Origin of the sequence: Chitinibacter bivalviorum, assembly GCF_013403565.1 — a bacterium.
Taxonomy (GTDB): Bacteria; Pseudomonadota; Gammaproteobacteria; order Burkholderiales; family Chitinibacteraceae; genus Chitinibacter; species Chitinibacter bivalviorum.
Genome location: NZ_CP058627.1, coordinates 3,066,836 through 3,091,639, shown reverse-complemented (window position 1 = coordinate 3,091,639; position 24,804 = coordinate 3,066,836). Strand labels below are relative to the sequence as shown.

General features: G+C 50.8%; 22 protein-coding genes. 12 read left to right on the top strand and 10 right to left on the bottom strand.

The features are described from left to right. Positions 1 to 82: 82 nt before the first annotated feature. From HQ393_RS14680 to HQ393_RS14655, 6 genes are all read right to left on the bottom strand, one after another. On the bottom strand, positions 83 to 391 hold the full coding sequence (locus HQ393_RS14680; RefSeq protein ID WP_179355984.1) for a hypothetical protein: 309 nt from the start codon (positions 389 to 391) through the stop codon (positions 83 to 85). 11 nt (positions 392 to 402) lie between these two features. Further along, complete coding sequence (locus HQ393_RS14675; RefSeq protein ID WP_179355982.1) at positions 403 to 636, bottom strand: Imm32 family immunity protein; 234 nt, start codon at positions 634 to 636, stop codon at positions 403 to 405. A 27-nt stretch (positions 637 to 663) separates the two neighbouring features. Further along, complete coding sequence (locus HQ393_RS14670; protein ID WP_179355980.1) at positions 664 to 1,557, bottom strand: alpha/beta hydrolase family protein; 894 nt, start codon at positions 1,555 to 1,557, stop codon at positions 664 to 666. 69 nt (positions 1,558 to 1,626) lie between these two features. Continuing rightward, positions 1,627 to 2,388 (bottom strand): hypothetical protein, encoded by a 762-nt coding sequence (locus tag HQ393_RS14665; protein ID WP_179355978.1) that lies wholly within the window; start codon positions 2,386 to 2,388, stop codon positions 1,627 to 1,629. Positions 2,389 to 2,590: 202 nt separating this feature from the next. After that, positions 2,591 to 3,415, bottom strand: a complete 825-nt coding sequence (locus tag HQ393_RS14660) for an undecaprenyl-diphosphate phosphatase (RefSeq protein ID WP_179355977.1) — start codon at positions 3,413 to 3,415, stop codon at positions 2,591 to 2,593. A 316-nt stretch (positions 3,416 to 3,731) separates the two neighbouring features. Further along, positions 3,732 to 4,169: a DciA family protein gene (locus HQ393_RS14655; RefSeq protein WP_179355975.1), complete on the bottom strand. Its 438-nt coding sequence runs from the start codon at positions 4,167 to 4,169 to the stop codon at positions 3,732 to 3,734. Between the two features lie 15 nt (positions 4,170 to 4,184). Between HQ393_RS14655 and HQ393_RS14650 the strand changes: the two genes are divergently transcribed. The 3 genes from HQ393_RS14650 (at position 4,185) to ppk2 (ending at position 9,016) form a co-directional block, all read left to right on the top strand. After that, on the top strand, positions 4,185 to 5,069 hold the full coding sequence (locus tag HQ393_RS14650; RefSeq protein ID WP_179355973.1) for a M23 family metallopeptidase: 885 nt from the start codon (positions 4,185 to 4,187) through the stop codon (positions 5,067 to 5,069). A 121-nt stretch (positions 5,070 to 5,190) separates the two neighbouring features. Next, positions 5,191 to 7,932, top strand: a complete 2,742-nt coding sequence (gene secA, locus HQ393_RS14645; RefSeq protein ID WP_281361468.1) for a preprotein translocase subunit SecA — start codon at positions 5,191 to 5,193, stop codon at positions 7,930 to 7,932. Between the two features lie 262 nt (positions 7,933 to 8,194). Then, positions 8,195 to 9,016 carry a polyphosphate kinase 2 gene (ppk2, locus tag HQ393_RS14640; RefSeq protein ID WP_179355971.1) on the top strand — a complete coding sequence of 274 codons (822 nt, stop codon included), beginning with the start codon at positions 8,195 to 8,197 and terminating at the stop codon, positions 9,014 to 9,016. Positions 9,017 to 9,152: 136 nt separating this feature from the next. Here the strand turns inward: ppk2 and HQ393_RS14635 are convergent, their stop codons facing one another. Continuing rightward, on the bottom strand, positions 9,153 to 10,346 hold the full coding sequence (locus HQ393_RS14635) for a PilT/PilU family type 4a pilus ATPase (protein WP_179355969.1): 1,194 nt from the start codon (positions 10,344 to 10,346) through the stop codon (positions 9,153 to 9,155). A 135-nt stretch (positions 10,347 to 10,481) separates the two neighbouring features. Between HQ393_RS14635 and HQ393_RS14630 the strand changes: the two genes are divergently transcribed. From HQ393_RS14630 to HQ393_RS17960, 6 genes are all read left to right on the top strand, one after another. Further along, entirely contained in the window at positions 10,482 to 11,873 is a 1,392-nt protein-coding gene (locus HQ393_RS14630) for an HD-GYP domain-containing protein (RefSeq protein WP_179355967.1), read from the top strand. A gap of 52 nt (positions 11,874 to 11,925) precedes the next feature. Continuing rightward, entirely contained in the window at positions 11,926 to 12,522 is a 597-nt protein-coding gene (locus HQ393_RS14625; RefSeq protein WP_179355965.1) for a TetR/AcrR family transcriptional regulator, read from the top strand. Positions 12,523 to 12,611: 89 nt separating this feature from the next. Continuing rightward, positions 12,612 to 13,769, top strand: coding sequence for an iron-containing alcohol dehydrogenase (locus HQ393_RS14620; RefSeq protein WP_179355963.1), 1,158 nt, complete (start codon positions 12,612 to 12,614; stop codon positions 13,767 to 13,769). 102 nt (positions 13,770 to 13,871) lie between these two features. Further along, entirely contained in the window at positions 13,872 to 14,897 is a 1,026-nt protein-coding gene (curA, locus tag HQ393_RS14615; protein WP_179355961.1) for an NADPH-dependent curcumin/dihydrocurcumin reductase, read from the top strand. A 227-nt stretch (positions 14,898 to 15,124) separates the two neighbouring features. Beyond that, a complete protein-coding gene (locus HQ393_RS14610; protein ID WP_438833114.1) occupies positions 15,125 to 16,738 on the top strand; it encodes an EAL domain-containing protein in 1,614 nt (537 codons plus the stop codon). 196 nt (positions 16,739 to 16,934) lie between these two features. Further along, on the top strand, positions 16,935 to 17,069 hold the full coding sequence (locus HQ393_RS17960) for a hypothetical protein (RefSeq protein ID WP_281361467.1): 135 nt from the start codon (positions 16,935 to 16,937) through the stop codon (positions 17,067 to 17,069). Between the two features lie 94 nt (positions 17,070 to 17,163). Here HQ393_RS17960 and HQ393_RS14605 read toward each other — a convergent pair whose 3' ends face one another. The 3 genes from HQ393_RS14605 to HQ393_RS14595 form a co-directional block, all read right to left on the bottom strand. Then, positions 17,164 to 18,171, bottom strand: coding sequence for an AI-2E family transporter (locus HQ393_RS14605; RefSeq protein WP_179355958.1), 1,008 nt, complete (start codon positions 18,169 to 18,171; stop codon positions 17,164 to 17,166). Positions 18,172 to 18,279: 108 nt separating this feature from the next. Next, the gene (locus HQ393_RS14600; protein ID WP_179355956.1) at positions 18,280 to 19,191 is read right to left on the bottom strand and encodes a cation diffusion facilitator family transporter; all 912 of its coding nucleotides are present in this window, start codon (positions 19,189 to 19,191) and stop codon (positions 18,280 to 18,282) included. A 287-nt stretch (positions 19,192 to 19,478) separates the two neighbouring features. Beyond that, on the bottom strand, positions 19,479 to 20,012 hold the full coding sequence (locus HQ393_RS14595; RefSeq protein WP_179355954.1) for a YfaZ family outer membrane protein: 534 nt from the start codon (positions 20,010 to 20,012) through the stop codon (positions 19,479 to 19,481). A gap of 307 nt (positions 20,013 to 20,319) precedes the next feature. Here HQ393_RS14595 and HQ393_RS14590 point away from each other — a divergent pair, with 307 nt between their 5' ends. The 3 genes from HQ393_RS14590 to HQ393_RS14580 all read left to right on the top strand — a co-directional run bounded on the left by HQ393_RS14590 (position 20,320) and on the right by HQ393_RS14580 (position 24,472). Then, positions 20,320 to 21,993 (top strand): OmpA family protein, encoded by a 1,674-nt coding sequence (locus HQ393_RS14590; protein WP_179355952.1) that lies wholly within the window; start codon positions 20,320 to 20,322, stop codon positions 21,991 to 21,993. A 15-nt stretch (positions 21,994 to 22,008) separates the two neighbouring features. Next, positions 22,009 to 23,559 (top strand): hypothetical protein, encoded by a 1,551-nt coding sequence (locus HQ393_RS14585; protein ID WP_179355950.1) that lies wholly within the window; start codon positions 22,009 to 22,011, stop codon positions 23,557 to 23,559. A gap of 85 nt (positions 23,560 to 23,644) precedes the next feature. Next, complete coding sequence (locus HQ393_RS14580; RefSeq protein WP_218871196.1) at positions 23,645 to 24,472, top strand: hypothetical protein; 828 nt, start codon at positions 23,645 to 23,647, stop codon at positions 24,470 to 24,472. The last annotated feature ends 332 nt before the right edge of the window (positions 24,473 to 24,804 follow it).

The following is a 24,804-nucleotide window of genomic DNA, read 5'->3' as shown; positions in this document are numbered from 1 at the left end:
TCATGCAAAAGCCCCGCAAAGCGGGGCTTTTATTAGGTATGGCGCGCCGAGGCTTATTTTAATTTATCTTCAAGCCAATACATCAGGCAGTATGTAGCAAGTAATAGCCCAGCAAGCCGATCCCCTGCGCGGCTTGTAGCCATAATCCTAGGCGGCAAGCCGCCGCTAACCGTGGATAGCCTTGCAATTGAGCACGAGCGATTGCGCCACATGCTAGTAGGAAGGCAAAGGCAATCACCCAAGCAATCCAGCCTATCCCGACCCCAATGCAGCCAAAACTTTCACAAGACATGCGCAGCAGCAGAATTGCAAAGATCAGCTGAGCGCAAAACCCCGCCAGATAGCCAATGCCTAAGCCAACAAACAGCGTCTGACGGTTAAACTTTGGCATCTTGCATCACCTCAAAGCGCTTGCGGATTAAAGACGATCAAACTCGGCGTAGCAGTAAAATCACGATCGACATCACTGAGATGAACATGCTCAAACTGGGCGGGATCCTGCGTCATTTGCTCGGCGGCCAATTCGAGAAATCGAGCGATTTTGCGCAGCTCATGCGGATTGGCCACCAAGGTCACTTCGCTGAGCAGTGCTGGCTCGGCGAGCGGCGTACTTTCAAGATAAGCGTAAAACTTCATGCCCGCTCCCGTCGCAAAGATCCATCATCAAGGCAGGGAGCGCAAAAACCGATAGGCGTCGTCCTGCCAGAATTCGATATTCATCCCCATGATGAGCGCCGCATGCGGGTCGCGCCCTTCTAGCGTTTTGGGGCTAATCAAGGTGCTATTGCTGATTTTGGCTTGCTGCGCAGCAATCGCTTCGCCGAGCGAATAAGCGATCACCGTGTCATGCTTGGCGTAGATCAGCAAATTGGGCTTTTTGGTTTTGGTATTGGCCAGAATCGCCGCTAGGCTAGTGGGATCTTGCTTGCTTGGCTCAGTCTGATTGAAAAAGCCCAGTCCACCCGCAATATCGATGACGCCAACGACACTAGGGGCTAAATCGGCAGTGTGCAATGCCAGAATACCGCCAAATGAATGACCGACCAAAATTGCTTGTGGCTGAAAATCGGCTTGTTTGCTGGCCCACTGCAAGACTGGAGCGACATCCAAGGCCGCATCCTTCAGCAGCAGTGTGGTGTATTCATTGTCACTGTGCGCGGACTTATTCGCGAATACTTCACTGCGCGTACCTTCCGAATCGCCATAGCCGCGACGCGTTAATTGCACGACGTGAAAACCCATGCTGTAGAACAAGGCTTGCACGTCATCCGCATTGCGCCACCAACCTTCAATCCGCCCTTTCTCATGAATTGAGGCCGAGCCGTGCAATAGCACCACATACGGAGCAGGCTTGGGCTGGCGCCAGACTTTCACATCAAGCTTGCTCCAGTTGAGTGGCGCTTCGGTGGTGATTTTCACCACCTGCTCTTCAGGCCGATTTGACCAGCGATCCAACTGCGTATCGCGATCACCGGGCGGCACGATATTGAGCGACCATGCACTGCTACTCAGGTTCAAAGCGAGAGCCGCCATGCCAATCGAAAGTATTTTTTTCATATTACCCCAGGCAGGTATTTATCTACATTCAAACAATAAAAATGCATTCAGACCAATACCCATGCAATATTAATTCGCGTTTTCCATCGCCAGCTCAGCATCTTGCTGTTTGAATTCATTGAGTGAGCGCCAGCCTTTCAGCAAATACAGCAGCATCGGCACACCAAAAACCAAGCTCAAAATCAGCGAAATCCACTGCAATACAAAGCCACCCAGCAGCGCAAACACGATGATGTTTTCCCACATGCCGTCACTGGGCGCGATGGCTGCTGAGCTAGCGCTCAGCAGCAAGGGAATGACTTTGGCAGCCAGTAACATCAGCAGTACGGGCAGGAAAAAGTAGGTGCCACAGCGAAAGGCTTTGACGAAATAGCGATAACTTTCACTCAGACTCGAATAAGCCAACTCATCGCGCTTGGGATAGAGATACAGCAGATAGGCCAGCGACAACAACACATAAAACAAGGCAAAGGCCGAGAAAACACTGTGCGGCAAGCTCAGGGCAAACAGCTTCACCAAAATGTTTTGGGAAAAAGCGATTTTCATTTCCAGCACAAACGACATCCAGTACTGGCGCAAACAGAGCGTCATCGTGAAGAGCACAGCCGCCAGCGCTAGCCAATAGGCCACATTCATCACATTGATCAGCTGCGATTGCGCCAGTTGTCGCTCGGTAACGGATTGCTTGGCGCGCGTGGTTTGCTGCACCTGTGCGGCCTGGCGTGCGGCCTCGACTTTGGCATAGATGGCACCACAGCGCGGGCACTTATAGCTCGGAGCAGCATCACTGGCCTGACGCGTATAAGCGCATTTCAAACATTGTTTACTCATGATCACCTCACAAATGCTATTCGCATTATGAAGGCGGAACAAAAGCTAGATCAAGGGGGCTTCGTCATTTAATAGAAAGGATTAAGTCATAATAAAAAAAGCAATTGTGATGCCAGAGCAGACATGCAAAGGGGTATTGCCACAAGATCAAATGCTTTATTGATTCTTGCAGCAATACCCCTAAAGACAAAAAGACTAAAAATTACGCCGCCCAGTTCACCCAGCCAAACTGCCATGTCGCCAAAACGATCAAGCCGAAAGCAATGCGATACCATGCAAAGACGATAAAGGTGTGCGTCGAGATAAACTTGATCAGGGCGCGAATCGCGAAAAACGCGAAGATAAACGACGAGATAAAGCCAACGGCGAAGATGCCGATGTCGGCGCTGTCGAGTACATGACGGTGTTTCAACAAGCTATATAGCGACGCCGCGCCCAGCGTAGGAATGCCAAGAAAGAAAGAAAACTCGGTCGCCGCTTTGCGCGAAAGACCCAAGAACATCCCGCCGATAATCGTTGCGCCCGAACGGCTAGTACCGGGAATCAGCGCCAAACACTGGCAAAAACCCACTTTCAGCGCGTCTTTCAGGCTTAAATCATCAACCGTTTCAATCGTGACTGTGTGCTGACGTTTTTCCGCCCACAAAATAATCAAACCACCGACAATAAACGCGATCGATACGGCAATCGGGTTAAATAACACCGCTTTGATGTGCTCGGAAAACAATTTGCCCAAAATCGCCGCAGGAATAAACGCGACAATAATCCCCAAGAGCAGATTGCGCTCCCCGCCTGCCTTACCCGCGCCAGCCAGTGTTTTGCCAATTTTTGCACGGTATTCCCACACCACCGCCAGCATGGCGCCAAGCTGAATAAAGATCTCGTAGACATCGCGTTTTTCTTTACTCAGAAAATTGAGCAAATCGCCAGTCAGGATCAAATGGCCTGTCGATGAAATCGGCAGGAATTCGGTCACGCCTTCGACCAAACCCATAATCAGGGAATGAAATAACAAAATCGGATCCATCGTCGCACTCGGGCAGGTTTAAGTAAGGCGCGATTATATGCTTAAGCAGGGTGTAATTGGCGGCAGGGAACGATGAATTTTTGTTTATGCTGCGGCGATGTTTGGCCTGAAAAATCAGGCTTTGCCACCCAGTGCACACAGCGTGAATATTCACACCCGGACTTGGGAACTACGCCCCCCGCCCATACTCTGATGGTATGTGTGCAATGCAAGTGTGCATTTTGCTCATCTCCTCCCTGATTGATCGGGCTCCTACCAAGGAGCCCGTTTTTTTTGCCCGCGATCTGAGCGTGAAGCCCAGCGCGCCCGCCGCGACTTATTTCTTGAGGTGATGACGTAATAAATTAGCCAATGCCGCTTTGAGTTCGGGGTCATCAACCTGAGTTTCTAGCTCGGAAAACGCCGCCTTCGCGGGTTCGGTCATGCGTAAGGTCTTGGTTTGCATCGGGTTTCCCTGTTGCAACGCGACTTGCACCTTGGCACGGATTGCGGTAGCGTGCACCCCAGCCTGTCCCAATGCAGCAATGATCGCGGGCTCGGCCTGACGCAAACGCGTTGCCGCCGCACTACTGGGCACAGCAACCAGCAAGGTGCTACCCGCCCAGGCGGTGCCCTGACAAACCCGCGCGATTTCGGGCGGCAGCACTGACTGCACGATACGCAGCAAGTGATTGAGCTGATCGAGCTGTTTGACGAGACGATTGAGTTGATAGTCGCCCTCAACCAGCTGCGAAAAATTAGCGTGTTTACTCATTTTACAAGGATTCCAATGAATATCATTGTGGTCTCTCACCGTCTTGATAAGGCCATCTCGCTTGGGCCGCGCGAACTCTCTGCGCTTGCCATGGCATTGACCTTATTAATTGGCGCCGCCGCATTTGGCCTCGGTATGTTGTTTGCACCCAGCCGCGTCGAGCCGCTATTGCGCATGATGCCCGGCCAGCACGCTCGCCAGAATGAAATTGACGCGCTCGCTGTGCAAGTGGGTGAGCTGCAAGCTAAATTAACCCGGCTCGATGGGCTGGCCAGCCGAGTGGGCGACAAAACTGGCATTGATATTAAACCGTTTCTCAGTCAAAAAGCTGCACCGCAGGGCGGTTTGGCGCACGATGGTAAACCATTTGCTGTCGATGGCTTGCGTACTTTATTGCAAGACACCGATGTCAAAATGGCGGCGATGATCGATCAGCTGACCTTGGCGGAAGCCATATTGATCACGCCAGACGCCTCTTTCCTGCCGCGCCACGCCCCATTGGCGATTGCTCCGCAGTCATCGAGCTTTGGCTGGCGCGTTGATCCATTTCGCGGCACCCAAGTTTTCCATGAAGGAATCGATTATCAGGGCGACACTGGCACGCCAATTGTGGCTGCCGCCACAGGCAAAGTCGTGTATGCAGCTTACCACCCTCAATATGGTAATATGGTCGAGCTTGATCATGGTAAAGATCTAACCAGTCGTTATGCTCACGCCAGTAAATTACTGGTTAAAGTTGGCGATACGGTGCAAGTGGGTCAAAACGTCGCGCTGCTTGGTAGCACAGGTCGCTCAACCGGCCCACACCTGCATTTTGAGATTCGTTATCGCGGCGTGGCGCAAAATCCACTGCGTTTTCTTGATGCGGGTCAATCAAACTATGCTCAAGCAAGTAAGTAAGCCTTGAAAAACAGGTAGGGTGGAGCCAACTAAGGTCAGTCAGCCCAAATAAAAGTGGGCGTTGGCCTTTGTCTATTTAATAAAAACTGAGCCTCGATCGAGGCCGTCACGTGGTAGCACTATGATCTCGAATCTGCTGAAAAAAGTATTTGGAAGCCGTAACGACCGTTTGTTGAAACAATACGGTGCCATCGTCAAGCAGATTAATGCGTTGGAGCCGAGCATGGCCGCGCTGTCCGACGACGAGCTACGTGGCAAAACTGAAGAATTCAAATCTCGCCTGACCAAGGGCGAAACGCTCGATCAAATCTTACCTGAAGCATTCGCGGTATGTCGTGAAGGTGGTAAACGCACACTGGGCATGCGTCACTTTGATGTACAGCTCATTGGTGGCTTGGTTCACCATCAAGGCAAGATCTCCGAAATGCGCACGGGTGAAGGTAAAACACTGGTGGCGACCTTGGCCGCTTACCTGAACGCGCTGACTGGCAAAGGCGTTCACGTGATTACCGTGAATGATTACCTGGCGCAACGCGATGCGGCGCAAATGGGTAAATTATTCAATTTCCTGGGTCTGAGCTGCGGTGTGAACTTGGGTCAGATGGCGCACGAAGATAAACAACAAGCCTACGCTTGCGACATTACCTACGGCACCAATAACGAATTCGGCTTTGACTATCTGCGCGACAATATGGTGTTTTCACCCAATGAGCGCGTGCAACGAGCCTTGAATTTTGCCATCGTCGACGAAGTGGATTCGATCTTGATCGACGAAGCGCGTACCCCACTGATTATTTCTGGCCCAGCCGATGACAATACCGACCTGTACAAGGCGATGAATGTCATTCCAGCACAATTGGTTCGCCAGACCGAAGAAGAAGGCGAAGGCGACTACTGGGTGGATGAAAAAGCCCACACCGTCTTGCTGTCTGAAGCTGGTCACGAACACGTTGAAGCCATCCTGACGCAAATGGGCTTGTTGCCAGAAGGCGATAGCTTGTATGCCGCAGCCCACATCAGCCTAATTCACCATTTGAACGCCGCCTTGCGCGCGCACTCATTGTTTGTAAAAGACCAGCACTATGTCGTTATGGATGGTGAAGTCATCATCGTTGACGAACACACAGGCCGCTTGATGTCAGGTCGTCGTTGGTCAGAAGGCTTGCACCAAGCCGTCGAAGCCAAAGAAGGCGTTGAAATCCAGCAAGAAAACCAAACGCTGGCCACCATCACGCTGCAAAACTACTTCCGTATGTACAGCAAGCTGTCGGGCATGACTGGTACTGCGGATACTGAAGCCTACGAATTCCAGCAAATCTATGGTTTGGAAACGGTGATCATCCCGACCAACAAACCAATGATCCGCGACGATCGTCAAGATCAGGTGTTCAAAACTGCGAACGAAAAATACAAAGCCATCATCACCGACATCAAAGGGTGTGTTGAGCGCGGCCAGCCAACGCTGGTGGGCACGACGTCAATTGAGCAATCAGAATTGCTCTCTGGCATTTTGACGTCTGAAGGCATTGCCCATAACGTTTTGAACGCCAAGCACCACGCCAAAGAAGCACAGATCGTCGCGCAAGCTGGTAGCTTGGGTCAGGTGACCATTGCTACGAATATGGCCGGTCGCGGTACGGATATTGTGCTCGGCGGCAGTATCGAAGCTCAAATCAAGCAAATTGAAGCAGACGAATCACTCGATGAAGCAGCAAAAGCCGCTCAAATCGCGACGCTGAAAGCCGAATGGCAAGTGAAACACGACGCTGTTTTGGCGGCGGGTGGCTTGCACATTATCGGTACTGAGCGCCACGACTCACGTCGTATCGACAATCAGTTGCGTGGCCGTTCTGGCCGTCAAGGTGACCCAGGCTCCAGCCGTTTCTACCTGTCACTCGAAGACACGCTATTGCGTATTTTTGCTGGTGATCGCGTAGCTTACGTAATGGACAAGCTGAAAATGCCAGAAGGCGAGCCAATTGAAGCGGGCATCGTTTCACGCGCCATCGAATCAGCACAACGCAAAGTCGAAGGTCGCAACTTCGATATGCGTAAACAATTGCTGGAATACGATGATGTATCGAACGAGCAGCGCAAAGCCATTTATGGCCAGCGTAATGAGATTCTGGAAAGCGAAGAAGTGGCCGACACCATCGGCGGCATGCGTGACAGCTATGTGTCTGATTTGTTCGACATCTACATTCCTGCCGATACAATGGAAGAGCAATGGGATGCCGAAGGTTTGGAACGCGCGCTGGCCGAATTGCATGTGGGCGTGAATGTTCAGGATTGGATCAAAAATGAAACGACGCTGACTATCGAAGAGATGAAAAAGCGCGTTCAAGCCGCGGCCAAAGCAGCTTACGATTCGAAAGTGGAACAAGCGACTGAAACCAACTTCCGCAATTTCGAACGCTCGGTGTTGCTGCAACATATGGATCAATACTGGCGCGAACATTTGTCGGCACTGGATCATCTGCGTCAAGGCATTCACTTGCGCGGCTATGCACAGAAAAATCCGAAGCAAGAATACAAACGCGAGGCTTTTGAGCTGTTCTCTAGCTTGCTAGAGCAAATCAAACGCAATGTATTGCAGATTGTGATGACGGTGCAGATTCGTGGCCCAGAAGACGTGCAGCCCGTTGAGCAACATGAAATCCCTGAATCAGCGATGCAATTTACACATGAAGACATCGAAGCGGTCTTGGCCAGCGGTGACGAAGAGAAAATTCGCGAAGTGATTATGGCGGCGATGAATCAGGAAGGCGGGCCCAAAATCCAATTCCAAGGCGTTGGCCGTAACGATCCATGCCCATGCGGCTCGGGCAAGAAATACAAGCAATGCCATGGTCAATTAGTCTAAGTCATTGCCCCCCAACAAAAAGCACCAGCTCAGACTGGTGCTTTTTTTTCGCCTCAGATTTACGCCAACTTCAGCCTTGCCCATCCCCTACTTAATTAGTAATATTGTTTAATGCTAGTGATTTTGGTTTAGACCCACTCGCAGCTCACATACTCTACCTATGTATACACACCAAGATAATTAAGCAAAGTAATTATGTGAATATACCCCATGATGGCAAGCTAAATCCGCCTTCGCCACTTGCTTCATAAGGAGCTATTCCATGAGCAAAAAGAAATCTCAGCACGCCGAAACAACTGTTCACGCCCAATCCGAAATGGGGAATAAAGAGTACGCCAAAGCACTGAAGAAACTCCAAATCGAGCTGGTTAAGCTGCAATTGTGGGTAAAGCAAACAGGGCAAAAAATCATCATCGTCTTTGAAGGTCGTGATGGAGCCGGCAAAGGCGGCACGATTAAGGCCCTAACCGAGCGCGTTAGCCCACGCGTATTCCGCGTAGTCGCCCTGCCCGCGCCCACCGACAAAGAAAAAACACAGCTCTATATGCAGCGCTATTTTGCGCAATTCCCCTCTGCCGGCGAGATCGTGATTTTTGATCGCAGCTGGTACAACCGCGCAGGTGTAGAGCGCGTCATGGGGTTTTGTACAGAAGAGCAATCCGATCGCTTTTTAGAAATCACGCCGTTGATGGAAAAGTACATCACTCAATCGGGCGTGACGATTTTGAAATACTGGCTGGATGTCGACATGGCAGAACAAACCCGCCGCCTGCAAGATCGCATCGAAGATGGTCGCAAATTGTGGAAATTGACCGAGATGGATTTGAAATCCTTCACAAAATGGGATGAATACACCAAGGCGCGTGACCGCATGATGGAATACACCGACACGGTGTGGTGCCCATGGCATGTCGCGATTTCCAATGATAAAAAGCGCACCCGCCTCAATATCATTAGCCATATCTTGAAACAGATCCCTTATGAAGCGCTGCCGCACGCCAAAATCAAGCTACCCAAACGCAAACCTGAGGCCAAAACTGATAAAGAACCGCATCCATTCCGTTATATCCCGATGCCATTCTAATTAATCAGCGACGCGTTAAAAAAAGGTGTATGGATCCATACACCTTTTTTTCATTCGCTCACGTATACCAAGGGAAACGGCTGGCATCACAAGGCTGATTCAAACTCTCTATTTGACGCTCATCTAATGATGCGGATTAGCCCGCAGAGTTCTCCGCCGCATCCTCTACCATCTCGACGACTGGCTCCTCATGCACTTCCAGCGACAAATGATCCAAGCCGCTGCTGTGTTCTTCCTTGCGATGATGTTGGCTATTGAGTTTGATATTCAGGCGCAGCTCATTGAGCGAATCGGCATTTTTCAGCGCCTCTTCCATACTGATTTTGCCCGCTTCATACAAATCAAACAGCGCCATATCAAAAGTCTGCATGCCCAGCTCACGCGATTTTTGCATCGCGGTTTTCACTCCCCCTACGTCGCCTTTGAAAATCATATCGGCGACCAAAGGCGTATTGAGCAAAATCTCAATCGCCGCACAGCGCCCTTTGCCATCCGGCGTGGGTACCAAGCGCTGCGAGATAATGCCGCGCATATTGAGCGACAAGTCCATATACAACTGTGGGTGACGCTCTTCGGGAAAGAAATTCACAATGCGCTCTAAGGCTTGATTTGAGCTATTGGCGTGCAGCGTACCCATGCACAAATGCCCCGTTTCAGCAAAATTCATCGCGTATTCCATCGTTTCGCGGTCGCGAATTTCGCCGATCAAAATGACATCAGGAGCCTGACGCAGTGTGTTTTTCAGCGCATTAAACCAGCCCTTGGTATCGCGCCCGACTTCACGGTGCGTCACCAAACAATTTTTGTTCTTGTGCAGATATTCAACAGGGTCTTCAATCGTGATGATATGACCGTGGCTGTGTTCATTGCGGTAATCAATCATCGCCGCCATCGTCGTCGATTTGCCCGAGCCCGTCCCTCCGACGAGCAGCACTAGGCCGCGCTTACTCATCATCACTTCTTTTAAAACTTTGGGCAGTCCCATTTCATCAAAATTGGGGATCTTGCTGGTGATCGTTCGCAGCACCATGCCGACTTTTTCTTGCTGCATAAATACATTCACGCGAAAACGCCCTATCCCCTCGGGGCTAATCGCAAAATTACATTCGAATTCTTCCTCAAATTCGGTTTTCTGATCGGGTCGCATAATTGCGTAGGCCAAGGCCCGGGTAGCGACGGCATTGAGCTTTTGCTGACCAACGGGGGTCATTTTGCCGTTGATTTTCATCGCAGGCGGAAAATCATCGGCGATAAATAAATCGGATGCTTTATGTTGAATCATCATGCGCAGCAAGTCGTGCATCGTTTTTTGTGCTTGTTCTGGGGTCATTGCAGCTCTCCTTTATGAACAGGATATAGCCTGACTTGCTCTCAAGAGCCAGTAAAATCGGCATCACCTCATTCGCGTATTCTCGCGACGCGATTTTTGTCTATGCTAAGTTATCCCTTATATCGCGAATCGATTATGAGCGAAACCTTAAAGCTGGCAGAATTATTAGGCTCTTTGTCTTACGCCTTGGATATGACCGAAGGCCAACCAGAAGGGCATTGTGTACGCTGCTGCTGGATTGGCGTGCATATCGGGCGACAAATCGGCCTCAGTGAGCAAGCCATTTGGGGCTTGTATTACACCCTCTTACTCAAAGACTTGGGCTGCAGCAGCAATGCGGCCCGAATCTGTGAGCTTTATCTCACCGATGACCAAAGCTTCAAGCGCGACTTCAAATTGGTCGGCTCGAATCTATCGCAGGTACTTGGCTTTGTTTTTGAGCACACAGGCAAAAATGAAAGCTGGAGTAAACGCCTGACATCCATTCTCAATATCATGCGTAACGGCGATGCCATAGCTCAAGAGTTAATTCAGACTCGCTGTGATCGCGGCGCAAAAATAGCACGGCAATTGCGTTTTCCTGAATCGGTGGTGCTGGGCGTTCATTCGCTTGACGAACATTGGAATGGTGGCGGACGACCAGAGGGTCTTCGTGGCGAAAATATTCCACTCAATGCCCGCATCGCTTTGCTCGCGCAGATTATCGATGTCTTTCATTTCTCGCATGGGCAAGAGGCTGCGCTGGCTGAAATTCGACTTCGCTCTGAGTCATGGTTTGATCCTCAGTTGGTCGCCGCTTTTGAAGTCGTTGCAAGCGATGCTGCCTTTTGGCAGGGGCTGACCGATCCAAATATTGCACAGGCCGTGCTCAAATTAGAACCCGCCCAATTTACTGTACCGCTTGATGATCAATATATGGATGAAATTGCATCGGCGTTTGGTCAGGTGGTGGATGCCAAAAGTCCATTCACCGCCGGTCACAGCGAACGCGTCGGGTTTTATGCCGACTTAATCGCCCACGAACTCAAGCTGAGCCCGCAGCAATGCAATTGGATCAAACGGGCGGCGCTTTTGCATGATGTCGGTAAACTCGGCGTCAGTAGCAGCATTTTGGAAAAACCTGGCAAACTCAGCGACGAAGAGTTTCGTGCCGTGCAACAGCACGCGCGTTTAAGCGAGGAAATTTTGGGCAAAATCGCGCAATTTGCTGATTTGGCCTTTGTCGCTGGAGCGCACCATGAACGGCTGGATGGTCGTGGCTATCCCCGAGGGCTGAGCGCCAATGACATCCGGCTGGAAACACGCATTATCACCGTGGCCGATATTTTCGATGCCATCAGCGCCGAACGCCCTTACCACGCCGCCAATTCGCCCGAACGCACACTGGAAATCATGCGGGGCATGGTGGGTAATGCCATTGATGAAACTTGTTTTAAAGCGCTTGAAACCATCTTGGAGCGCGAATTGGCCAGCGCCCAAGCCACCGAAAACGGGCAACAGCGTCAAATTATACCCAGCACGGTGTAGATAGGTACAAATACACTAGACGACTGGTCTAGTTGCAGTTATAGTGCAGCCCATGACTAGCGATACCCACTCGATGCGCCAGCACATTCTGGACGTGGCCAAACCCATCATCCTCGGCAAAGGTTTTTCTGCCGTGGGTTTGAACGAGATTTTGACCGCCGCCAATGTGCCCAAAGGCTCGTTTTACCATTATTTCAAATCCAAAGATGCCTTTGGCGCGGCGCTGCTCGACTCTTACTTTGACGACTATTTTGGTCGCCTTGAATTGATGCTCGCCCCCAATACGCACAGTGCGGCCGAACGGATGGTCGCATACTGGACGCGCTGGCTGGAAACCCAAGCCGGTGATTGCTGCGAAGAAAAATGCCTCACGGTGAAACTGGCGGGTGAAGTTTCCGATTTATCCGAAGCGATGCGGGAAAGCCTGCGCCGTGGTACCAATCAATTGATCGCGCGTCTGGCGCAATGCATTAGCGAGGGTATTGCTGATGGCTCGCTCGAGGCCACGCTCGATGCCGAGCATGCCGCCGAGACGCTGTACCAAATGTGGCTGGGCGCCACCTTGCTAGCGAAAGTGAGACGCGACAATAGTTCTTTAAGCTGCGCGATGCAAAGCACGCTGGCGATTTTGCAGTTAAACACGCAGTAATTTTTTAGCCTCAAAACAAGATCGCTTTATGCAAGCGATCTATTTTTTACTCACCTACTAGCCGACTGGTCTAATAAAGGAAATACAGTATGTTCAATTTTGAATTTTATAACCCGACTAAAATCGTTTTCGGTACCGACACCATCGCCAAACTCGATCAGCTGGTTCCCGCCGATGCGCGCGTGCTGATTTTGCTCGGTGGCGAAAGTGCGCGTAAAAACGGCACATTGGCCGAAGTGCGCGCGGCGCTGGGCGCGCGTGAAGTACATGAATTTAACGGTATCGAGCCGAACCCGAGCTACGAAACTCTCATGGGTGCCGTTGAACTCATCCGCAAGGAAAAACTCGACTACCTGCTCGCAGTAGGTGGCGGCTCGGTGATTGATGGGACTAAATTTGTCGCTGCTGCCGTACCATTTGACGGCGAGCCATGGGATATTCTCATCACCCATGGACGCAATGTGAAAGCCGCCATGCCATTCGGTACTGTATTAACACTGCCAGCGACAGGCTCGGAAATGAATGAAGGCTCGGTGATTACCCGCAAGGCAACTCACAGCAAGTTGGCCTTTATGAGCGCGCATGTTTTCCCACAATTCTCGATTCTCGACCCGACCAAAACCCTCACATTGCCAACGCGCCAGATCGCCAATGGCGTCGTGGATGCCTATGTTCACACCATCGAGCAATACCTGACATATCCGGCCAATGGCATGGTGCAAGATCGCTTTGCCGAAGGCTTGCTATTGTCGCTGATCGAAATCGGCCCCAAAGTTTTGGCAAACCCAAACGACTACGATTTGCGCGCCAATCTGATGTGGGTTGCCACGCAAGCGTTGAACGGCTTAATCGGCGCGGGCGTACCGCAAGATTGGTCTACGCATATGCTCGGTCACGAGCTGACGGCGCTGTACGACATCGACCACGCGCGCACTTTGGCGATTGTCTTGCCCGCCAGCCTGAATGTGCGCCGTGAAGGTAAACGCGCCAAATTGCTGCAATACGCCGAGCGAGTTTGGAACATCACCGAAGGCACAGACGATGCACGCATTGATGCGGCGATTGCGAAAACCGCAGCGTTCTTTGAAGCGATGGGGATTCAAACGCGTTTAAGCGATTACGACTTGGCCACAGAAGCAGTGGATGCCGTGGTGAATCAATTGGAAAAACACGGCATGACCCAATTGGGTGAAGGCCAAGATGTTGATCTGAACGTCAGCCGTCAAATCCTGACTGCTGCGCTTTAAGCGCCATCAATAAGGTATATGGCTGTAGATATTTACCAATAATATCTTTAGCCATATACCCATGAAAATAGCTATTCAGCCACCCCGACACCCGAGGTCTTCATGTCCACCACGACCAACCGCCAAATCTTGCTCAAATCACGCCCAATCGGCGCACCGACAGCAGATAATTTCGAGTTAGTAAATTCGCCCATTCCTACGCCTGCCGCAGGGAAAGTGTTACTACGCACGACGTATCTGTCGCTAGACCCGTATATGCGTGGCCGTATGAGCGATGCCCCCTCCTATGCACCACCCGTTGCCTTGGGCACACCCATGGTCGGCGGCACCATTGCCCGCGTTGAAAGCTCGCAACACCCTGATTATCAAGCGGGCGACTTGGTGCTCAGCTACAGCGGCTGGCAAGACTACACACTGTCTGATGGTACAGGCTTGAATAAACTCGCCGCCGATATGCCACAGCCGTCGATGGCGCTCGGTGTGTTAGGAATGCCCGGCTTTACTGCGTATATGGGTTTGCTCGACATTGGTCAGCCTAAAGCCGGCGACACCGTGGTCGTTGCCGCCGCCAGCGGCGCAGTCGGCTCAATCGTGGGGCAGATCGCCAAACTGCATGGCTGCCGTGTGGTTGGCATTGCCGGTGGCGAAGATAAATGTCGTTATGTTGTTGAAGAGTTGGGTTTTGACGCCTGCATCGACCGCCGAGATGCCGACTTTGCAACTCAATTGGCAGCCGCTTGCCCAGCGGGCATCGACGTGTATTTTGAAAACGTCGGCGGCGCGGTATTTGATGCGGTATTGCCATTGCTGAACGTGGGCGCACGCGTCCCCGTGTGCGGCCTGATCGCCAGCTATAACGCCACCGACCTGCCTGCCGGCCCCGATCGCCTTGGCTTGCTGATGGGCACCTTGCTGAAAAAACGCATCAAAATGCAGGGCTTTATTATTTTTGACGATTACGGCCACCGCTACCCCGAGTTTTTCAGCGCGATGAGCATCTGGCTATCGCAGGGTAAAATCAAATTCCGCGAAGACATCGTTGCAGGGCTGGAAAACGCCCCGCAAGCCTTTATCGGCCTGCTGCAAGGCGAAAACTTCGGCAAGCTCGTCGTTCGCGTCGCCGCTTAATGTTCTAGCTCAGGCGATAGGGTGTAGATCAGCCGCGTGGAGCCTTCCTGATCAGGTTGTGCTCCACGCGGCTCCCCATCAGCAATGCTTTCGTCCGCAACAGTCACTTCACACCAGCAAACCATCGCAGCATCAAACTGACGCCACTAGCACAACCAAGCATAGAATCAGCAAGTATTATCATTACACCCAATGTATGATTAGCTAATTCAATCTCTCTGGTATTGATGATGGATTTCCGATCATTACATCGCGGACTAGCTCAGCACCCATATTTGAATAGCACTATTGCTGGGCTAGGGTGTTCATTGCTGGTATTGCTAGTGAGCGCAATCATTTCAATACACATTACAAAGATTGAAATTAAAAATGCACAAGCTGATGCAAGCCAACGCTTAGCACACATTAATCAGGAGTTAAGCCAATCACTAAAACAACTTGATGCTCAGATTGAGCACGTATGTACGCAAGAGACATTGACCATAATGCGGCAGCTATTGTTAATGCAGCATTATGTCAGAGCTTTTGGGATGCTTAATGCTCAAAACCAACTCATTTGCTTAACTTCGGATGGGCTCTTAGCTGCACCACACACTTTACCGCGTCCAGATTTACTGCTATCGGAACAAAAAAGTTGGTTTGAATACCCCGTCCAAACCGCGTCAAGCACCTCTAAACAAGCAATGAATTTAGTAGTAATTGGTCGTTTTGCCGCATTAATTGATCATCAACTATCAAGTAACATCCTGCACGATAGCCGTGTTGATGCCATTTGGGTCTTTGATCGCTCCGATGCAGGAGGTCAGTTTGCACAGGTATGGACAAGACCTAACCTCTCTGCGATTGAATTAGTTAAACCCTACCAACCCGAGCAGCGTTATAAAAATCAGTTAAAGCAGTGGTCAACACTGGATTGGTCACGGCAAAGGATGGTCGTCGGCAGCAATGTGCCCATGACGGGATATTTTGTACAAAATTATGTGTCACTTTGGGGGATGCTGCTTAACAACCGCATCATCACGATGTCAGTGCTGGCTTTGGCCGCACTGATCGGTATTTTGGTCGGCTTTTTTGTCAAACTCAAACTCGATCAATTCAATTTACTCAGTTTCAGAATTCGCGACTTGTGCCAGCCTGAGCATATCGTCTGCATGTACCAAGCCATTATCGATCTTCGTACTGGTCAAATTTGCGGCTGTGAAGTCTTAATGCGCCTACAGGATAATGGCAAAATCATTTTTCCAGACCAGGCCATTCCGCTAATTCAAGCGCAAAACCTGACTTGGGCGCTCGATTCCGCCGTCAGCCAAAAGGCGATGAGCGAACTACAGCAATACCTGCCGCCCAATACCGTGCAGCCGTTTAAAGTGGCGTTAAACTATTTTCCTGAAAACATTACGCACCAACGCTTATCCACTTTGCTGCAGCCGCTCCAAGACCCGCGTTTTGGCCTCAATATTGAAGTCACCGAATACGGCGTGAGCGAAGACCTGTTTGCCGATGTACAAAAGCTGCGCCAGGAAGGCTATCTGATCTCGGTGGATGATTTTGGTACGGGGTATTCCAACCTCGGTACGGTCAAGCGGCTATCGCCAGATTATTTGAAAATTGACCGCTCCTTTGTATTTGATATGGAAGACGATTCATTGCGTTCTAGTTTAATCCCCGAAATTGTCGCCATCGCCGGTGCAGTGGGCGCCGAAGTGATCGCGGAAGGGATAGAAAACGAAAGTCAGGCGCAACGCCTGCAAGCGATGGGCGTTCAATTTGGCCAAGGTTATTGGTATGGCAAACCTCAACCCATTGCCGTGTTTATTGCAGGTCTAAACAAAACGAATTGAGCCAGCCGCTGGATTTTGCCTGCGCGAGTGCTCAGTTGGCGCAGGCTACCGTTCAACGGTTTTTAAGTCTGAAAGCAGCGCTACTGCAGCAAAGCAGGGTCAATAATGAACTTAAGCGAGATCAATCTCGCCCTCACCCACCGAGCAAAGGTCTTAATAAAATTTGATGAGTCATTCGCTAGCGAGCACCCGGCCGATGAAAATCTTCCCCGAGGCGGCGGCAGTGAGTAGAGAAAACAATGGCTCAGGCCAAGAAGGTGTCGTAGATGATAGTGGCGATACTGTAGCCCATTCGGCGCAGCCCTTTCAATCAACACCAAAGGCCAAATAAACGGCATTTGCCCAGTGGCTGAAAAAATGCGGTACTTGTAAAACAAGTGCCGCATTTTTTTGTTTCAACCAAATACACCGCCAAGCGCTGGCGCTTAAATTAAGCCCCGCGCGTTGAGTTCCGCTTTGAGATAGGCGTAATAAATGGGCGCAATGGCCAAGCCCGGCAGGCCAAACATCGCCTCCATCACCAGCATCGCCAAGAGCAGCTCCCACGATTTGGCCTTGATCTGCCCGCCGACGATGCGGGCATTCAGAAAATATTCGAGCTTATGAATAATGACCAGAAAAGCCAGCGAGCCCAGCGCCACCTCGGCCGACTTGGACAAACTCACCGTCACGATAATGGTGTTGGACAGCAGATTACCAATCACAGGGAGCAAACCCAGCAAAAATGTCGCGACGATAATCACATCGGTAAACGGCAACGGCATCCCTAGGGCGGGCAGCACCAGCAGCAAATAGATCGACGTCAGGGCGGTATTGATGGCTGAAATACGGATTTGCGCAAACACCACTTTGCGAAATGACTCCACAAAACAGCGCACGCGCTCATACAGTGCCGCGGCCAAAGGCGCGCGATCTACGCTTTGATCGACCTGATGAAACGCCAGCATTGCGCCGATAATCATGCCGATCAGCGTATGCGCAAACGCCAAGCCTATGCTTTTACCAGCCAGCTGAACTTCGGGCGAATGCGAATGAAACCAAGCAATCACCAAGCGCTGTAGATCCTCAGGATTGGTTGGCAGATTACTACCGAGCCATGGCGGCAAGGTCTGGCTCACCGAGGCGATGATCTCGACCACTTTGTGCATCAGGCCCAAAAAGCCAGCTTCAGATTTGAATAGTGCGATCGAGCCCAACACCCCCACCACCAATGCCACGACGACCAAAGTCGCGATCAATGCCACCGCTACCATTTTGCCCCAATGATGCGGGATGCGTCCCGTGGTAAGTTTGGCGATGGCGTGGATAATCAAAAACGTCGCGACGCCCGCCAATAGTGCCGACACCAGATGCAGCAAGACGACACCCAGCAGCACAACGGCACTGATTCCCAAAGCGGCAATTTCGCAATGGCGTGACGACAATGGTTTCATGGTGGGTCTATCCAGAATGGGGGAATTCACAGTCGCCTATCTTAGCGCCTTTTGCCTGCTCGCTTCAGGCTGAGCACTGCTCAGCCCTGAATGCACAACACCTCGCCCCTATTGCACCGGATCTACGTGCGTCATGACATTGAGCACCGGCAAACTGGCCATCACGCGATTGCGCGCTGCCAGCGCAATATCATGCCCTTCGGCCACCGTCATCGTGGCCTTAATTTCCAAGTGCACATCGACAATAATCAGATCGCCGGTTTTGCGCGTACGCAAATCGTGCAAGCCCAGCACACCCGGGGTTGCCAATAAGATCTCTTGAATCTGCTCGATTTCTTCGAGTTTGGCCGCGCGATCCATCAAATCGTGCAGCGCATCCCACGCAAACGAAAAGCCCATCCGGCCGACCATCAAGCCCACAATCAAAGCCGCCACAGGGTCGAGCAATGGATAGCCGAGCAAGTTACCGATAATCCCCAAAGCGACGACGAGGGAAGAAGCCGCGTCCGAGCGGGCATGCCAAGCGTTGGCCACCAACATACTCGAACGCACGCGCTGCGCTACAGCCAACATATAGCGGAATAACAATTCTTTGGAAATCAGCGCGCCCAGCGCCACCCACAGCGCAATTGCGTGGACTTGCGGAATCAAATGCGGCTCGATCAGCTTTTGCAGCGCCGCCCACAACATGCCACCACCCACGGCGAGCAAAATCACACCTAATACTAAGGATGCCGCGTTTTCGTAGCGATAGTGACCATAGTGATGGTCTTCGTCGGCTTCGCGCTTGCTGTGGTGCCCCGCAAATAGCACGACAAAATCGGACACCAAATCCGATAGCGAGTGAATACCGTCGGCAATCAAACCTTGCGAGCCCGAGAAAATCCCAATCACCACCTGCACTGCGGTCAGCACCACATTCACCACCACGCTGACCCACGTGCTGCGTTGCGCCGCTTTATGGCGCTCGGGCATATCGAGTTCGTGCTCGTCGCCCATGCTTTGATCGATCGTTTTCATCTCTTTCCCACCTGTTTTTAGCTATTTTAGGGGATTCCCCTGCGCCGACACATTACACCGTCTGCATGAAGTGAGAATGAAGAAATGCCACCGATTCGACCTAGATTAATATTTCACCCGTCTTCCTTTGAAGGAAAGTGAGACATCGTTCTGAGTAGCGTGAGCAATCAAGCTGGCATGCAAAAAGCCTGCGCAAGCGCAGGCTTTGAAATTTGGCGACGCTTTGAAAATACATCACCATGTATAGCCATATAAACAAATTAATAATTAATGTTTAGAGCAATACCCTAGAAAATCACATTTACACCAGCGTAAACGCCATTGGCCAACTCGTGCTCATGGCCGTTGTCATATTCCACCATCGAATAGCGATAGCCTACATCCAAACCCACCGACTTCATAAAGCGCCAATTCACGCCGACACGCCCATCAAAGCTCGCATCCACATCGCCGGTGGCAAACGGCCCCCAGTATGCGCTGCCATACAAAGCCACGTTTTGCCCGACTGGAATTTGCAAATCACCGCCCAGCGACAAAGTCATTTCATTGCTGTGATGATCCATGCTCAACCAGTTAGCCCGCCCGCCCACCGTCAGGTTGGCCGCGCCCAGCGGCAAACTGTAGCCCAGACCAACGCTGGCCAGCGTATGGTCCTGATCAAAATTACTCAGCACACCCGCAGTAATACTGATCGCAGGGGCGATTTGGTGATTGAAATCGACGCTTAGATACGACTCACCCAATGATGTCGATAATGAACCAGCTTGCGCCCCAGACGCCACAAACAACGCGGCGGCAGCAAATTTAGATATTTTTGTCATAAAAACCTCAGCAAGAAGCCCACCAGCTTAATAGATGGCTACGCTGGGAAAGATGCATAAATACACAGTAGTAACGTGGATAAAGCACTCGTCAAGCCTCGCCAAGATGCATGCTCGGCACTCGTGCCCTACGCCGATGGCCTCGTACCGTAGTGATTTACAATCACTCAGTAAGCTATGAGCAACGAAAAATACCCTCCGCAGCGAAAAGCATAAAACAACACTTACGCAAATATTGTCATTGCCAAATTGACATGAATATTTACAAAAAATAAAGTTATCAACTTATTTACAAAAGAAATTCGCCATGCTTGAAAAGCCTTTCGTAAGAAACACCATCTCACTTGCCATTTGCCTTTCACTAATCAGCTGCGCCAGCCCCCAAAATGGAGGCGCTAGCAATCCGCTGAAAGAAGCTTTCGCCAGCGACGACCCTTGCTCAAACAACGCACGCAACTGGGGCTTAGTCATTGGTAGCGTAGCGGGAGCCGCTGCCGGTTATTTCCTTGGCGATAAAAAAACCGGGGTCGTCATCGGTGCGGGCTTGGCGGGCCTAGCGTTAGGCGGCCTGATCGGAGCAGACATGGATAAAAAGCGCTGCGAATTATCCAAAATTGCGAAGCAATATGACTTGCAGCTGAATATGGCCACCGTCAATGCCAATGGTGAAGTGATCGAAAATGGCGGGAACGACACTAAAGATCAGTCCATGGGCTTAACCGTCACTTTGGGCGAGAAAAATGGTATCGGTCATTTTGAAACTAACTCAGATCAGCTCACACCCAAAGCACAGCAATATTTTGCTGCGATTGCAGATACCTACAATCCGAAACTAGTTGCCAAGCAAATCACAAATGAAAAAGAAAAAGCGGCCTATCTAGCCACTGCAGCACAGAAGAAATTATTACTCATCGGTCACACTGACGATGTCGGTGACACAGAGTACAACGCCAACTTGTCAGAGCGACGCGCCAAAGCGGTCGCCAAGTTTCTCAAAGAGCACGGTATCGATGAAGCCACACTCTACTTCCAAGGCGCGGGAGAAACCTTACCACAAGCAGACAACCGTACTGAAGCCGGCCGCGCACAAAATCGCCGCGTTGAGCTCGTTGAAATCACCGGAGAAGCCAACTTCCAGAAATATCTTGAAGCACGCAAACCGAAGCATGAGTACTACCGCCCCGTAGACACGCAAGCGGTCAATAGCGCGGATCGCAAAAAAGCCCCCACGAATCTCGCATCGACCAAAACGGGATCGAAAATGAAAAGCAAGCCTGATGTTGTCGCTGACAGTGCCCAGAGCAGCCCACAAGCCTCTACGCCAACAGTGGCAGGCAGCAGTAAACCCGCCACCAATACCGCGAATAAAACCACTACACCAGCAAACGCCAATACCAAAGGTATAAATTTTGGCGGGCAGCCGCTTTCTCTTGCAAATGCGCAAGTGGACGCGGGGACATTAATTCAAGAAGAGGCTGGTTTTTCCTTGATCAGCAAAGCTTATGCCAATGACGCAGTCGTATTAGCGAGTTGCATTAAGGATCGCCCACGCTCCGTTGGCGCAGTGAAGTCGCTCAAAGATGGCAAAGCCTATGCCACAAGCGATTACCTCAAGGGCTTATATGACACCTCATGGCATGACACTCTGAATGGTAATTTGCTAATGCTGAACCATGTTGCCGTGCTAAACGATTCAGCGGCTCCCGCTAAATTGCCAGAATTTAAAATTTATGCTGATTACGATCCGCAAAAGAGCAAAACAGCCAAGCCTGATATTACCGCCAAGCCCAATGTGAACACCTACCGAGGCAGCAAGGGTGTGCTGTATCGTGTATTTACGCAAGGCACTGGCGGGATTCAGTGCATGGATGTTTTGTTTCCTAGCCAAGGTGGTATGGCAGCCAAAACCGGCAAAGTAATCTACCAGCAGCAGGGCGAGTTTTATGTGGCCGAATACAGACCAAAAATGATTCAGCGTTAACCGGAGAAGATGAAGATGAAAGAGATTTTTCTAGCTTACCCAGCGGCAGCTTGGAGTATTGTGAGTGTGCTGTTGGCAGGCATCGCCATCATGCTGTTATGGGAGAAACTCAAATGGTGGTGGCATAACACCTGGTATAGCTTCCCAGTAATTGGCAAGCTGGCCAGTCTGTCTGGCGATATAAATAAATCATCTGAGCCTGGCTGGTTCAAGGGCGAGCGTACGCTATGCCGTGATTACAAAAAATTTATCCGCATCCAGGATGAACACGATTTCAATGAAAAAATTGCCTATCTGACTAAAGCAGGTGATCTAGGTCGCTCTGAAACACCGAAATGGATTTGGTTGCTGACCATCAGCATGGTCGTCGTCGAGGCACTCGGGTTTTCGTATGTACTCGCCGGCTTTACTATCCCGGGCGCCAGCGAAAGCACCCAGCAATATGGCGCAATTGGTATTGCATTCCTGCTGTCGGTCATTTTGGTGGCCTTCACACATTTGTCAGGCCATGAATTGTTTGTTTCGAGCAAAATCAAACAGGCACGTAACGAATGGGAAAACGACGATCCGGAGAAAAATCGCCTCTATACGGGAGATATTGCCCTCGCCAAACCACAAAATAGCGACGATCACCTGCCGGCCTACACCCAGCTCTGCAATCGCGTAGGTCACACCCCGAATTATAAAATCACGCTGGCTACCGCCATCGTCGTGACTGTTGTCGCCATCGGTGCGACTTATGTACGCGGCAAGGTGCTAGACGAACAATTGCTGATGGAAAAAGCAGGCCGCAATGAGCAAGTGTCGCTATCAGTCAACCTGGGTAACGATGCTCTCGATCTATCGGTTAAACAGAATGACCAGCTGCCCGCCGCGGATGTTGCCGAGCAGAACAAAGCAGAACAGAAAGTGGACGCTGAGAGCAATAGCAATAAACAAGCCGGTGGCTGGGGTACATTTATTGTGCTGGCGTTTATCTTTGTTTTCCTACAGTTACTGGGCGTAATTTTCGGCTACCGCTGGGACTTTGCCGGCAAGCAAAGTAAAGCCGCTTTCCGAGCGATTGGTAATGGCCGCTACAGCAGCTACGCAGATGTTCGCGAGCATTATCAGGAAATCGCCGATACAGCCCAAGCCAAACTGGAAAATCTTCAGCAAAAAATGATGAAAAAGCTGATCAACAAAGGTCAGACCACTAAATCAACCGCTCGCACCTTCCGTGATTTCATGGAAGAAGAACGCCAAAATCAGACTAAAGAACGTGCCGATGAAGTGGCCCATCTGAAACAGCGCCGAGATTACCAACAAGCACCCGCGCCAGCGGCAGTTCCAGTTACGCCGGTTGCCGAACAGCATCCGAAGCTTGACGCCGAGCCATTAACTGTTGAACAAGCTGTAGAACAACTAAATGCCATGAGCGATAAAGAAGCGAAGAAAGACTATCTGCTCACCTTGCCAAGCCAACTACAAGCACCGGTACGGGACGCATTACGCCAGCAAAAAGAAGCGCGCGAAGCCGCTGAAAAGGCACGCAATAACGCCGAGCTGGATGATCTTCTTGACTAAGTAAAGCAGCTTTTAGCCCACACCAACCCGTCATTGTTATTGCATCAATGGCGGGTTACTTATTAAAAAGATCGAAGGATTCACCATGCGTTTTTTTGTTTCTTGTATGTTAGCCGTCTCAGCAACGACGGCATTGGCGCAAAGTGCCCTCCCCAGTTGCTATGAATATGCCAAGCTCCCTGCTGCAAATCTAGCTAGCAATACCGAGCTATTTGTCGTTATTGACCAGACCACACCACTGGATGCCAGTTTGCAGCAATCTGTTGCGAATAATATGAAGCCCTTTTTAGAGGCGGGAAATACATTCTCAGTTATGCAGTTCTCGGCCTTTACCCAAGGGCATTACACCGATGTCCTGACGAATGCCACACTCGATCATGCGCTTGAAGCCGATGCGCGCAAGGATATTGGCAAGAACCAGCTCGCAAAATTTGATCAATGCATGGCGATTCAAAGTCCAAATGCAGCAAAATTGGCAGGCGCGGCCTTAAGGAAGGCATTTTCTGGCACCAGCAGCGATGTCGCAAAATCTGATGTCTTAGGTAGCCTGAAAGACATCTCAAATAAAATTAAGCAATCAAGCGCCAAACAAAAAGTGGTCTTACTGGCATCCGACATGCTAGAAAACTCCTCGATCAGCAGTTTTTACGCTAAACAGGCTGTGCGGCAAATCGACCCGCAGAAAGAGCTGAAGCTCGTTGCAGATAACCAGTTATTCGCCGATTTTGGTGGCGCTAAGGTTTATGTGATTGGCGCAGGTCTACTCACTGCAGATGCAAGCAAACCTAAAGGCGTGTATCGCGACCCAAAAACAATGGCGGCCCTGCAGCAATTCTGGCGGACTTATTTCGAGAAATCGAATGCCAAGCTGGTTGAATTCGGCCAACCCGCACTGCTCAACCCGCTACGCTAATGCAATTTAACCACGCAAAGGCGTGGTTAAATTGCTGTCCTCAAGGACACCATGGTGATGTTCTCAAGATGTGTTGGTAACTACTGAATGCCTTGGCACATTGCACTGCAGTCGTAATCCGCGGCGGAAACTCAAATTCTTGCTGCACCACACAAGGTGTGCTGCCTATGCCGCACCAACTCAAACCGAGAACATTGCCATATACCAGAGGGTGTCTGCACAAAACCCAACAAAAATAAGGCATTCAGGCAGATACACAAGGGTGAATTATCCGGATACCCATCGCAGACTAACGCATTGCAGATTTGAATTACTCTTTCGCGGCACTGTCC